This window comes from Alkalihalobacterium sp. TH-98 (genome assembly GCF_057473385.1).
This window is the reverse complement of the sequence record NZ_JBYCKM010000045.1, coordinates 415,618-428,376: the sequence shown is the minus strand read 5'-3', so window position 1 is coordinate 428,376 and position 12,759 is coordinate 415,618. Positions and strand designations below refer to the sequence as shown.

Genomic DNA, 12,759 nt, shown 5'->3' with positions numbered 1-12,759 from the left:
TGTTATCCCTCCTAAAACATCTTTTGTCTATACTTATGCATCTACTAGATAAGATAGACTTTTATGTTCTATTAAAGGATTATGTCCTCGATTTAATTAAAGTATTCACAAGAGCGAATAAAGAGTTTTCTAGTTAGCTGAAAATGCAATATTAGTTAGAAATGTGTTTACTTGGATAAAAATCGTTCAACAGCAGCATGGTGTTCATCTGACTCCCACAATGTCGAACACTCATCAATTTCGTTTAAGAACCTATTTTTTACCCTTGCTTTATCAAAACGATCCGTCCATCGTTTTTTATATGCTTTCAACACAGGTGTTGATTGTTTTAAAAATGGCGCCAACCATTCCTTACAGCCAGAATCAAAATGATCTGTATCAATAATATGTTGAATGAAATTAAGATTAGCAGCTTCATTCGCATTAAATCGTTCAGCTGTCATAAGCATTCGGAGTGCGTTTGCTTGATCAATTCGCTCAAATAACATCGTAGAAGCACCCCAACCTGTCGTAATACCAAGCGTTCCTTGAACAAATCCTACTTTAGCATGTGGTGCAGCAAGCCTGAAATCACATGCAGTCGCTAATTCACAGCCTCCGCCGACGGCCGTGCCATTAATTGCTGCAATGGTTGGCTTCGGAAAGAAAAAAAGACGAAATAAAATTTCACCCATTTTCGAAAGCATTTCTTCTGCCTGCTTTTTCGTATGTAATAAGTGAAAGATGGAAAGATCCCCACCAGAACAAAAGGCTTGATCTCCTTTTCCCCTTATAACAACCACTTTATCTTGTTCATTGGTTTCAATCTCATCCAACTTTTCTGTTAATAAGTTCATTACGTCATAATCAACCGCATTCCTTTTATCCTCTCGGTTAATAATTAACCATGCAATTCCGTCTTCACGAATTAATTGTACCTTTTCCAACTTTATTGCCCCCTTCATTTTAAATTCTATTTCGACATTTTTCTTATATCTCCTTCAATTAAAAAGAGTTAAATGCAAGACCTATATCCTATTATCACCATAATAACCTTACCATCAATCAAACTACCTCTTTAATCTCCCATTATGTAAAAAAAAGAAAGAAAGAAAGAAGACGTCCACAATTTAAAGTAGTATCAGCACGTAAAACACAGCAAAAAAATAAGCAAAAGGATAAATCCCTTTTGCTTATTGTTTATGAAACTCATTTATTATTTGTTTAAAACGTCTTGTCCTTTGTATGATCCACACTCTTTACATACACGGTGTGCAATTTTTAACTCTCCACACTCAGGGCACTTTACCATACCTGGTACTGCTAATTTGTAGTGAGTACGACGTTTTCTTTTGCGAGTTTTTGAAGTTCTTCTAAAAGGTACTGCCATCATTCCCACCTCCTTAAAGGGCTGTCAATGTTACTTAGTATTTTACATTTATGATATTTATGCGGTTAGTCAATGCTAACCAGAACAATTAAGGCCGAAAAAGCCGATGCTCCCAATATTACTGTTTATCGAAGAATTTAGCTAAATCTGCAAGGCGAGGATCAATACGGTCTTTCTTATTTTCTTCCGTAATTAATTCCCAATCTTGACCAGATTGGAGACCTTTTTCATCAGCTTCTTTGCTAATAAGCTGCAGTGGGATTTCTAAAAGAATATGTTCCATTATGTATGGAACGAGATCAATTGTTTCTCCTTCAACAGAGTGAACATCATCTTCTTCATCTTCACTTACCCATGCATGGTCATCCAAACTAAATACTTCTTTCACTTGAAGGTGAAAGGGAAACTTTACATCTATTAACGATCTAGAACAAGGCAATGTCATTTCTCCCTTTATTTCAAGCGGAAACGAAATCAAATTCTTAGAAAATATCGCTTCACCGATTACTCGAACCGAGCTGATGTCCCGTATCTGCGGGTCGAGCTTTTTGATATCGCTAAGATCCAGAGTTTCGTCAATTGTTAATCCCTTACTTTTTAAACCATTCAGTTGTTGTATTGTCCACTTCAAAAGAATCACCTCAAGGCAACAAGAGTAATTATAGCTGTGTAATTATTATTTGTCAACTTATTTTCTTTACACTATTTTCAAGTGTTTACTTTATCATTTTTCCTATTTAAATTGCAAGTTCTTTTATAAATGCTATACTTTTTATTAGTAAAATTTTCTATACCTTTATGTATTTTTAGTACTACATTCGTCTATGACTGAAAAACAAAGCTTACCTTCATTTTCGTTGGTATTTTATGCTTGGAGGAGAGAATATGAAAGCAGTCGGAGTGGTCGTTGAATATAACCCTTTTCATAATGGGCATTTATTTCATTTAGAGGAGTCAAGACGTGTTACAGAAGGTGATGTTGTAATCGCTGTAATGAGTGGAAACTTTTTACAACGAGGAGAGCCGGCAATTGTGTCAAAATGGCAAAGGACGAAAATGGCATTAGCTTCAGGTGTTGATATTGTTTTAGAACTTCCATATGCTTACTCTACCCAAAAAGCAGAAATTTTTGCATTCGGTTCCATTTCCATATTACAGGCAATTGGTGTAGAGGAAGTTTGTTTCGGCAGTGAGGCTGGTAACATTGATCTTTTTCATGAGCTTTATGAGTTTATTAATAAAAATAAACAACATTACAATGAACAAATTCAGTTTTATATGAGTCAAGGGAACAGTTATCCTAAAGCAACTTCCTTAGCTTTTTCTTCAATGAAAGGGAAACAACAACAACTCTTAGACTTGTCACAACCTAATAATATACTAGGCTATCATTACGTAGAGGCAGTCCATCTTTTAGGAAACAAAATGAAAGGCAAAACCATACAGCGAAAATCAGCACAATACCATGATGAAGGTTTTGCTTCTGAAACGATTGCTAGTGCTACAAGTATTAGAAAAGCGATTTTTAATAAGTCTGCGAATCAAAAAGGAACAATTGATCAAGTCATGCCTCAAAGCACATTAGATTTATTAACTGACTATGAAACATCTAATCATACACTCCATGATTGGGAGCTTTATTTTCCAATGCTTAAGTATCAAATTATTTCATCAACAGAAGCTGAGCTCGCTGAGATTTATGAAGGTGAAGAAGGCTTAGAATTTCGCTTAAAGCGGTTTATTAGTACTGCTAATAGCTTTGCTGAGTTTATGCATTTGATTAAAACCAAGCGTTACACTTGGAACCGGCTGCAACGCTACTGCTTACATATTTTAACGAATACGAAAAAAGCAGACATGGAATGGGCAAATGCTAAAAACTCGCCACCATACCTTCGTTTGCTCGGTATGAGCTCTAAAGGACAAGCTTACTTAAATCAAAAAAAGAAGTCAGTTGACATCCCATTGGTTACAAAAGTAAATTCTTTTCATCACCCAATTTTGGAATTAGATAAAAAAGTCGCTAATGTATATGCGCTCGCTTTACCGAATTGTTTACAAAACGACCGTCTGAGAGAAGAATATACTCAGTCCCCTATTCGCTTTACTGAAGAGCTAAAAAAATAAGACATTGGAAGTGAGCCAATGTCTTATTTTTTCGTTGATATTATTTGGTTGAAACCACTTGACCCGCTTCAAGCGACATTAACTTTCTTTTTCTTCTTTAGAACCGAGACTTTCTAAATATTCAACAGCTTCTGCTAGTGTATTAACTCCTATCACTTTAGTTGATGTCCCTAGCTCTTGTGCCGTTGCGCTTGCTTCTTCATAATTTGAGCCCTCTCTACCACCTTCTTTAGGAACAAAAAATATATCCGAACCTGCATTATGAGCAGCTACTACTTTTTGTTTTGCACCGCCTATCCGTCCTACATTACCTTGTTCATCAATCGTTCCGGTACCAGAAATATGATAACCCTTCGTTAAATCTTCTGGAGTTAATTGATTAAGAACTTCCAATGCGAACATAAAGCCGGCAGAAGGGCCGCCGATATTTTGAACATCGATCTTTACCTCAGGGTTGAATGAGATCGATCGGTCTGTAACTGGATACATAATCCCAATTCCAACTCTCCCTTCCCCTCCTTCTATATCCTCTGGAAATGGTGATAAGGGAACTGCAATTTCTACTTCCTCACCGTCTCTAAGAACCGTTAATACTGCTTCCTCACCTAAATCTTTACCAGCTAATCTTTTATTTAACTCATTGACCGTCTTTACCCTATACCCGTCTACTGCTAAAATCCGGTCTTCATGGGTCAAATACTCTTCTGCAGACATTCCTTCGATGAATGAAGTAACCATAATACCATTATATGAAATATTGACTTCCTTCCCTGCATATTCATAGGCTGCAATCTTAGCAGCGTCCTGCGAAGTAGTCATCATCATTTGTTGTCTGTGAAGGTAATCTTCTTCTGTTTCTTCTGGGCGTTTTATTTGATCCTCAGGATAAATATCTCGGTAATCACTTAGCTGTGCCCATGCATAAAAATAAACATTTGTTTGTCCCATTAACACTGTCGTTAACATAAAGGACCCTTGTTCCTCTTTGTATCCACCTTCTACTTCCACAAATGGAGCCAGTTCTTTGGCATCTCCTGGTTGAGAATAGTAAAAAGGCAATTTATAAAAGTGCAGCACAATTAATATAGCTCCAATAATCCAAGCTTTACTTATTTTTTTCTTTTTTTCAATGACCATCCAATTGTTTCTCCTTCCACCTGTCAATTTGTTCATGGATTAAATCGAGTTGCTTTTTAGCTTCTTCCTCCCCAAGGCGAATATATTCTTCTACATTTGTAAAAGCAATAGAGCTTGCTTGCTTTACCATTGGACGGATCATAACATCCGTATCAATCTCTCGGAGACGTACCATTTCACGCTCCATAATATCCATCGTCTGTAATATTACATCGTAGATTGAAGAAATTGGCGGATCCACTTGAAAATACGAAACATCAACAGCAATCGTAATATCAGCTCCCATTTCCTTAACGATAGATACAGGTACGCGATCAATCACTCCACCATCAACAAGCAGACGTCCATCCTTTTTTTCAGGAACAAAGATACCAGGTATTGAAATACTTGCCCTTATAGCAGGAGCTGCAGGACCATCTTTAAAAACAACTCGTTCCCCTTTTAATAAATCTGTTGCTACAACCCAGACTGGCGGCGATAGCTCTTCTAGGTTTTTACCTTTGGCTAAAATATGAATGAGTTCTTTTACCTTTTTGCCTGCAACAAATCCCATCTTGGGTACTGTGAAATCTAAATAATACTTTCGTCGAAATAGTTTAGCAAATTTTTCAAGCGTTTCGGGTGATTGTCCTGCACCATATAAGACACCGGCAAGGGAACCGATACTGCTTCCCGCAATAAAATCAATTGGAATATTTGCTTCTTCTAGTACTTTTAATACACCAATATGAGCAAACCCTCTTGCTCCTCCAGATCCTAAAGCTAATCCAATTTTAGGTCGATCCAAAAATATCCACTCCTATCTTACAGGTTACAACTCCTGTTTTCAATCATATGGTCTAAATTGACGAGCTATACGTATATTGATTAGTGGGACAGGTTGAATTGTTTCAAGTGTGTGTTCAAAAAGGAGGAAGCCCTCTTGAATTCTTCAATGATTAAAACAATTGTACTTGCAATATTAGCGACTTCATTAACAGCTTCAATAATGATATACCCTAAAGAATCATTCGAAGCTTCACTACGTGGCTTAACAATGTGGTGGGAAGTTGTGTTTCCTTCATTATTGCCTTTTTTTATCGTTTCAGAACTATTGATCGGTTTCGGTGTCGTCACATTTATTGGTACACTTCTAAACCCATTGATGAGACCTGTTTTTCGAGTACCTGGTGTCGGTGGCTTTGTTTGGGCGATGGGTTTAGCTTCTGGATTTCCAGCTGGCGCGAAATTAACAGCACGGTTACGTCAGGAAAAGAAACTTAGTAGGTTAGAAGCGGAACGTCTTGTAACTTTCACGAATGCTTCTAATCCTCTATTTATATTCGGCGCAGTAGCGGTCGGTTTTTTTCATAACCCAGCTCTAGGTGTTGTCCTTGCCGTAGCCCACTATCTAGGAAATTTCTGCGTTGGTTTTGTCATGAGGTTTCATGGAGGTAATGAAGCGACACCTAAAACAGCAGGGGGACAGTCTACTAGAACTTTTAAGGATGCCATCAAATCTCTTCATGAAGAACGCCTAAAAGATGGTCGTCCAATCGGAAAACTACTAGGTGATGCTGTTCAGTCTTCCATTAATACATTATTAATGATTGGTGGATTTATTATTTTATTTTCCGTATTAAATAAGCTTTTAAGTTTAATAGGTGTACTTACATTATTATCATCTTTTATTTCAATTCTTTTTACTTTTTTAGCTTTACCTAGTGAATTGAGTATGCCTCTGATTGCCGGATTATTTGAAATAACGCTTGGGAGCCAATTAACCTCGGAAGCCAATGCTTCATTATTTCAACAAGTTATTATTGCTAGTTTTATTTTAGCCTTTAGTGGCTTTTCCGTCCAAGCTCAGGTTGCTAGTATACTAGCAGAAACTGATATTCGCTTTAAGCCGTACTTCATTGCTCGAATATTACACGGAATTTTCGCTTCCGTGATTGTAATCTTATTATGGAAGCCGTTATATCTAAGTCAAGTGGGAGTTGGACACGATGGAACTATTCCAGTATTTCTTCAAGAACAATCTTGGTCTTGGCTAACAACAGGTTGGAATACGCTCATTCAATTTGGATCTTTAATTACTTTGTTTGGTCTTCTAATCTATATTGGAATTCAGACAAAACGTGCTCTTACGGTAAAATAAAAACCATTTCAATATTGAAATGGTTTTTATTTCAGGTCCTTATATTTTGTGCGTAGTGCAGCTTCTACGACATCTGGAACAATATCTGATACGTTTGCACCATATTTGGCAACTTCTTTTACAATACTTGAACTTAAGTATGAGAATTGGTTATTTGTCATCATAAAGAAAGTTTCGACTTCCGGGTCAAGTTTTCTGTTAATTGAAGCCGCTTGCATTTCATATTCGAAGTCGGAAACAGCTCGCAATCCACGAATGATCGTTGAAGCTTTCTTTTGCTTCACATAATCCACTAATAATCCGTTAAACGAGTCAATTTCAACATTCTCTAAATGTGCTGTAACTTCTTGGAGCAGCTTTACACGCTCTTCTACCGCAAATAACGGTGTTTTATTACGATTGTGTAGAACCGCTACAATCACTTTGTCAAAAACTTTAGAACCCCTTGTAATAATATCTAGATGGCCATAAGTAACTGGATCAAAACTTCCTGGACAAACTGCAATACTAGCCATACTTCTTCCTCCTTATGTATCTTTTTAATTATTCATAAAATGAAATAGCTGTATCCCCATACACTTCACGCCTTTTACAGGAGAAAGCTCCAATGTGTTCAGCTAGTTCAATAGATGCATCGTGTTCAGCCACAATTGTCCCACCGCTTGCTAATAAATTAAAATCGTGAATGATTCCAATTTCAGCTTCTATTTTTTGCTCTGCATACGGTGGGTCTAAAAAGATATATGTAAATGATACTTCCCTCTTAATCAGTGCTTTTAATGCGCGCTTCGCATCATTGCGGTAAACTTCCGCACGGTCTGTGAATGAACATACTTTTAAATTCTCTTTAATGATATCTACAGCTTTTCTATTTTGGTCAACAAAAATCGCCTTTTCTACACCTCTGCTGAGTGCTTCAATGCCTAAGTTACCACTTCCCCCATATAAATCAAGAACCCAACCACCATCAAAATAAGGCCCGATTATATTAAATATTGATTCTTTTACTTTATCTGTAGTAGGTCTAGTTGTTGTTCCTGGGACGGCTTTTAATGGTTGTCCTTTTTTTTCACCTGAAATGACTCTCAATGTATACACCTTTCCTTCAGTACAGCTAGCATTATTCTTTGTTTTTTATCCTATCATAAAAGGTAAAAAAACTAAAGAATAGGATAATTTAGCATGCAAATAGAAAAAAGTTACGAATCGATGTATTAGTGAAAATTATTGTGGTCATAATAAGATTAGCAACATTGAAAGATGTTGCAACAACCGCGGAGAAGACTTACGTTTCCCCATAAGTTCTTCCTCCGGTTTCTCCTCTCCCATAGCCTTGTACATACATTGTATGTTGTAGGGCACCTCGCAAGGAAATCCTTGCGAGGATTTTTTTTCGATGCTACATTATTTTATAGTGCGTGTTCAAAAACGAGGACAAAAAGAGCCGAGAAAATCAAGGAAGCGTAGTCTCTGAGCATAAAGCTGGCTGCTCCGTAAGCATAATCTTCGCACGCCGGAAAAGTGTTCTTCTTTTCCAAAGAGCGGAACGTATGGGGTGAATACGTGAGGAGTGAAGGAGCAAGCTGACGAGCTACCACAGGATGTGGTGACTTCGATGTTCCCACAGGACGTGGGGCTCTTAGTCGAAGATCTTCTAGACAGCTATTTTTCCCGGACTTTTTGAACTTCCTCTAATAGGACATTACTAAGGACGTATAAGGAGAGACCTAATATGTTACAACGTTTCATTGAATTAGGAGAAGGCTATTCAGACCTATATGAATTAATGGAAATTGCAAGAAGCAATCATCACCGTTTACATCATCTCGTTCGCTTAAATACGACGATTAATAAAAGGAAAATGACCTCACTCGTTGTGGTGTTAAAACCAATGGAACCAGGAAATTATATGCCTTTATATATTTGCCGAGAAGGGATTCCTCAACCAGAGTGGAAAGAAAATCAACGCTTTTCCCTTTTTGAGTCATTAGCTAATGAGCTGAACCATGATATTTTCCAACTAGAAGTCAAACCTTCTGACATTTTTAACGAAAAGCAATTATATTACCAATACTTAATTGGCGTTCTACGGTTAAATCACTTTATTCCAGAACTTAAATTCTAAAGAATTTCGTATAAAAAGGAGACTGAATTTTGAATTCCAGTCTCCTTTTTTTATATTCCCATTTTATAATCGTACTCTTTTGCTTTATCAGGCTTTGCATTTTGGTATTGTGTTTTAACAAAAGGTCTCATTGAAACTTCTACATTTTTAACAAAGTGAAGTGATTGGAGTCGATCAACCATACCATCAATATCTTCTTGGTCACAGTATAGTACAACGTATTTCATTTTCTTTGAAACATAATGAACGTTGCCGTATTTTCGCAATTGTCTGGCATATTTCAACGAGTGTAGCCATACTGCCAAGCCTTGTCTGTGACTAGCAAGCATATATATTTCCCCTTTTCACATATCATATAACTCCTCCAGTCTAGCAGAATTAATGTTATTGAGCAATAGAATGACAATTTATTTTTGAAAGCACTCTCATTTTTTATAGTGTATAATATTTGTATAACAAATTTATAAAGGAGGGGTTTGATATGGGGAAAAGGATTATTGTTGTTGGAGGCGGGATAGGCGGCTTAACAGCAGGTGCTTTATTGTCAAATAACGGTTTTGACATAACTATACTCGAAGCTTCTAATGAATGGGGAGGTTGTGCAGGAAAGTTTAAACGTAAAGAATTTCTATTTCCAGTCGGCGCAACACTAGGCATGGGATTTGAAGAAGGGGGAATTCATAAACGAGTGATGGATTATTTAAATATACCCGTTTCTTACCATCAGTTAGATCACATTATGGACGTTCATTTTGAGAGTGGTAAGCAAATCAGTGTGCTGAAAGATCGTCATGCCCATCTAGAAGCTATAAAATCAATGTTCCCCAAAAAAAGTGCAGCAATTGATGTTTTCTATAATAAAGTATGGATGATTTCATCAGAAGTAAAGATGCTAATGAGAAAACTCCCAAGTTTGCCTCCGAACACATTTGGCGAATGGTCATTTTTGCTTCAATCGTTGTCACCTTCCTCTTTAAAGTTACTACCTTTGGTTAATAAAACCGTTATGGATTTATTAAAGAGCTGTAATATTGATGAAAACGATTTATTTTCACAATATATTGACGGGCAATTGATCGATAGTATGCAAACATCGAGTAAACAATGCCAAAGTATCTTAGGTGCACTAGCGCTTGATATTTATCACGAAGGTGCTTTCTATGTTGACGGGGGATTATATGTTATTGCGGAACAACTAGCTCAACATATTCAGGAGAAAAATGGCTGTACATTAAAAAAGAAGAAAGTTGTCCATGTAACCAAAAAAGGGAGTGAATGGGTTGTCACAGACCAAAAAGGTGAAGAATGGCATGGCACTCATGTCATATTTAATATCCCTGTCCATTCATTAAACAAAATACTTGAACCGACACTATATCAGCAGTTACCTTTACGATTTAAGAAGAAAGCAAACCTCCCTACTTGGGGAGCATTTACGATGTACTTTGCATTGAAAGAAGAAGATTACTTTGAACAGCTTCCACTATTTCAACAAGTGATCTCCGAAGAAAATAAGATGATTGATGGTGATCATATCTTTTTATCACTATCTAAGAAAGGCGATATCTTAAGAGCACCTGAAGGATACAGAACATTAACAGTTTCAACCCATACTGAGACTAATAAATGGTTGAATATAGAAAATTACAAAACAAATAAGTTACAATTAGAGCATAAGATAATTGAAAAAATAAAATTGGCTTTTCCAACGATTGAAAACCAAATTGTTTTACAGCTGTCTGGGTCTCCAAAGACATGGGAAAGGTTCACCCATCGACCAGAAGGAATGGTTGGCGGGTTTCCACAAACGACTCGTAATAGTTTATTTTACAGCATGTCGCACCGCTCTCCCCTGAAAAACGCTTGGTTGTGTGGCGATTCCATTTTTCCAGGAGCCGGAACGATCGGTGCTTCCGTAAGCGGATACCATGTGTTTCGTTCAATCACTAGTTACAAAATTCAAATATAAGGAAGGTTATTATGTCGCTAGAAACTGTCTGGGATCAATTCATGGGACTTTTAAAAAGGAATCCTGCCGTTACTTCTGTGACAAAAAAGAAATTTACACATCTCCCCTTTCTTTATGTTCAAACGAAAATCAGTCATGTTGAGCTTGATAATATGTTAAAGTCTGCAGCCATGACAGTTATGAAAGGAAAACGATTAACACTTGAAATGGTTTATGTAAGAAAAACGGGAGATACGTATATATACCGAATCCGTTTTCTAGTTCCTAGCGAAAAAATGTTTTGTTGCGGGAATGGATGTATGGACTGTATTCGTTTTAAAACATAGGCTCATTTAATTAACTAACTTTCAATGTGCTAAAAAAAGAGAAGAGGTTGACACTTAGTCAACCTCTTCCTATACCAACTTATTTACAACCACAACTTCCACCAGTCCCACAACCTCCACCACATGCAATTTGGTCAAAATACGGGTTTCCTGAAGGCACTTTTATATGTGGTGAAACAGTCTTTGCAATGATACCACTAATTTCAATCAATAACTGATCGAGCTCTGTTTCTGCTTTTTTATAAGCTGATATTACAGGATGTAAATCTAGTTCACGTTTTAATTCACGGACCTTTTTAGATGTCTCATGAAAGTTAGGATGATACTTTCCAAAACGTTGGACTTCCTCGTAATCTTCTTTTACTTGAACAAAGCGTTTAATTAAAGTTTGTGCTTCTGTATCATGCTGTAATTTATACTTACACTCTTTAAAGTGATAGAACACTTCAGAGGATAAAATGACTTGAGATAATTGGTGCGTTTCTTCTAAAATATCAAATGACGTCATCGACGTTATCATTTAGCCACCTCCTGTTATGTATTATAACATGAGACATAGATCTAAGCGAATGCCTAAGTTTGGACAAATTCAATAGTTGCTTGGGAAATAAATTTACAGCCTTTTTCAGTTTTTAATTCTTCCATTAATTGAAATAAAGCTTGATCCTTCTTTTTAGCTTCAATCATAACGTCAATTCTTTCACAGCTCCCATTCACCAGATGCAGAAATTCCATTAAACGATCCTTATTAATATATTCATGATGACTTTTATCATCTGGAGAGGACTTCGGACTAGATATATGTATTTTAACTGGTAATGGACTACCTTCCCATGTTTTTAAAACTCTTGGCCATAATTCACTTAAATGCAACTCACCATAATTGACATCGTGATGATGAAGGTCAAGTATAACAGGTATATCTAATTTTTCACCTAAGTATAGAGCATCTTCTAAAGTGTAAACTGTGTCATCGTTTTCAAGCATAATCATTTTACCAAGTGTCGTTGGGATATTAGAGAAATTTTCAACAAACACCTCTAACCCTTGAACCTTTCCCTCTTTTTTACCTCCAATGTGCAGTACACATCGGTGTGTCGGGTCCACATTCATCCCTTTTAATAATTTATAATGGTATAACAACGTTTGAAGTGAACGTTTTGTTATTTCTTCATCCGTACTATTTAGTACAACAAAATGATCTGGATGAAAGTCGACTCTCATTTGATTTGAATGGACAAACTCACCAATTTCTCTAAGTTGCGGTAATATCGCACGTTCATATTTCCAACCTTCAGTGTATGGGTGATTAACTAATGGAACGAGTCTTGAAGAGAAGCGAAAAAAAGAAATATCGTGAGCTGCATTATGTTTTAATAACCTTAAACAATTTTCAATATTATTTTTTGCAATCCGTTCTAACTTCTTTAATCCAGCTTCTTTATCTTTTATTTTAGAAAACTGCTGAGCTGTCATCGTTTGAGAAGGAGATGCATTCGTTAAAATTTCGCTCATAGCAACATACCCAAAATTGACTATCATCTGCTACACCTCCTTCAACAATAG

At 36.6% G+C, this 12,759-nt stretch carries 16 protein-coding genes; 5 read left to right on the top strand and 11 right to left on the bottom strand.

What is annotated here, in order from left to right:
* Positions 1–167 precede the first annotated feature (167 nt).
* From AC2VNP_RS17750 to AC2VNP_RS17740, 3 genes are all read right to left on the bottom strand, one after another.
* Entirely contained in the window at positions 168–926 is a 759-nt protein-coding gene (locus tag AC2VNP_RS17750; RefSeq protein ID WP_486918613.1) for an enoyl-CoA hydratase/isomerase family protein, read from the bottom strand.
* 269 nt (positions 927–1,195) lie between these two features.
* The gene (gene rpmF / locus AC2VNP_RS17745) at positions 1,196–1,369 is read right to left on the bottom strand and encodes a 50S ribosomal protein L32 (RefSeq protein ID WP_075385538.1); all 174 of its coding nucleotides are present in this window, start codon (positions 1,367–1,369) and stop codon (positions 1,196–1,198) included.
* 118 nt (positions 1,370–1,487) lie between these two features.
* Positions 1,488–2,009, bottom strand: coding sequence for a YceD family protein (locus tag AC2VNP_RS17740; RefSeq protein WP_486918612.1), 522 nt, complete (start codon positions 2,007–2,009; stop codon positions 1,488–1,490).
* 245 nt (positions 2,010–2,254) lie between these two features.
* On the opposite strand from AC2VNP_RS17740, the gene AC2VNP_RS17735 reads away from it, so the two are divergent.
* Positions 2,255–3,496: a nucleotidyltransferase gene (locus AC2VNP_RS17735; protein WP_486918611.1), complete on the top strand. Its 1,242-nt coding sequence runs from the start codon at positions 2,255–2,257 to the stop codon at positions 3,494–3,496.
* 78 nt (positions 3,497–3,574) lie between these two features.
* Here AC2VNP_RS17735 and AC2VNP_RS17730 read toward each other — a convergent pair whose 3' ends face one another.
* Complete coding sequence (locus tag AC2VNP_RS17730; protein ID WP_486918610.1) at positions 3,575–4,633, bottom strand: SepM family pheromone-processing serine protease; 1,059 nt, start codon at positions 4,631–4,633, stop codon at positions 3,575–3,577.
* Positions 4,623–5,420 carry a patatin-like phospholipase family protein gene (locus tag AC2VNP_RS17725; RefSeq protein ID WP_486918609.1) on the bottom strand — a complete coding sequence of 266 codons (798 nt, stop codon included), beginning with the start codon at positions 5,418–5,420 and terminating at the stop codon, positions 4,623–4,625. The genes AC2VNP_RS17730 and AC2VNP_RS17725 overlap by 11 nt, the downstream gene beginning before the upstream one ends.
* A gap of 135 nt (positions 5,421–5,555) precedes the next feature.
* Between AC2VNP_RS17725 and ylbJ the strand changes: the two genes are divergently transcribed.
* Positions 5,556–6,773 carry a sporulation integral membrane protein YlbJ gene (ylbJ, locus tag AC2VNP_RS17720; protein WP_486918608.1) on the top strand — a complete coding sequence of 406 codons (1,218 nt, stop codon included), beginning with the start codon at positions 5,556–5,558 and terminating at the stop codon, positions 6,771–6,773.
* A gap of 26 nt (positions 6,774–6,799) precedes the next feature.
* On the opposite strand, the gene coaD is transcribed toward ylbJ, so the two are convergent.
* The 3 genes from coaD to AC2VNP_RS17705 all read right to left on the bottom strand — a co-directional run bounded on the left by coaD (position 6,800) and on the right by AC2VNP_RS17705 (position 8,398).
* Positions 6,800–7,288, bottom strand: a complete 489-nt coding sequence (gene coaD / locus AC2VNP_RS17715; protein WP_486918607.1) for a pantetheine-phosphate adenylyltransferase — start codon at positions 7,286–7,288, stop codon at positions 6,800–6,802.
* A gap of 28 nt (positions 7,289–7,316) precedes the next feature.
* Complete coding sequence (gene rsmD / locus AC2VNP_RS17710; protein WP_486918606.1) at positions 7,317–7,862, bottom strand: 16S rRNA (guanine(966)-N(2))-methyltransferase RsmD; 546 nt, start codon at positions 7,860–7,862, stop codon at positions 7,317–7,319.
* A 320-nt stretch (positions 7,863–8,182) separates the two neighbouring features.
* Entirely contained in the window at positions 8,183–8,398 is a 216-nt protein-coding gene (locus AC2VNP_RS17705; protein ID WP_486918605.1) for a hypothetical protein, read from the bottom strand.
* A gap of 107 nt (positions 8,399–8,505) precedes the next feature.
* On the opposite strand from AC2VNP_RS17705, the gene AC2VNP_RS17700 reads away from it, so the two are divergent.
* Positions 8,506–8,898 (top strand): DUF7147 family protein, encoded by a 393-nt coding sequence (locus AC2VNP_RS17700; RefSeq protein WP_486918604.1) that lies wholly within the window; start codon positions 8,506–8,508, stop codon positions 8,896–8,898.
* 50 nt (positions 8,899–8,948) lie between these two features.
* On the opposite strand, the gene AC2VNP_RS17695 is transcribed toward AC2VNP_RS17700, so the two are convergent.
* The gene (locus AC2VNP_RS17695; protein ID WP_486918603.1) at positions 8,949–9,227 is read right to left on the bottom strand and encodes a YlbG family protein; all 279 of its coding nucleotides are present in this window, start codon (positions 9,225–9,227) and stop codon (positions 8,949–8,951) included.
* A 152-nt stretch (positions 9,228–9,379) separates the two neighbouring features.
* Between AC2VNP_RS17695 and AC2VNP_RS17690 the strand changes: the two genes are divergently transcribed.
* Positions 9,380–10,867, top strand: coding sequence for an FAD-dependent oxidoreductase (locus AC2VNP_RS17690; RefSeq protein ID WP_486918602.1), 1,488 nt, complete (start codon positions 9,380–9,382; stop codon positions 10,865–10,867).
* 11 nt (positions 10,868–10,878) lie between these two features.
* Positions 10,879–11,193, top strand: coding sequence for a hypothetical protein (locus AC2VNP_RS17685; protein ID WP_486918601.1), 315 nt, complete (start codon positions 10,879–10,881; stop codon positions 11,191–11,193).
* A gap of 79 nt (positions 11,194–11,272) precedes the next feature.
* On the opposite strand, the gene AC2VNP_RS17680 is transcribed toward AC2VNP_RS17685, so the two are convergent.
* Positions 11,273–11,713, bottom strand: a complete 441-nt coding sequence (locus AC2VNP_RS17680; protein WP_486918600.1) for a YlbF/YmcA family competence regulator — start codon at positions 11,711–11,713, stop codon at positions 11,273–11,275.
* A gap of 53 nt (positions 11,714–11,766) precedes the next feature.
* On the bottom strand, positions 11,767–12,735 hold the full coding sequence (gene uvsE / locus AC2VNP_RS17675) for a UV DNA damage repair endonuclease UvsE (RefSeq protein ID WP_486918599.1): 969 nt from the start codon (positions 12,733–12,735) through the stop codon (positions 11,767–11,769).
* Positions 12,736–12,759 lie beyond the last annotated feature (24 nt).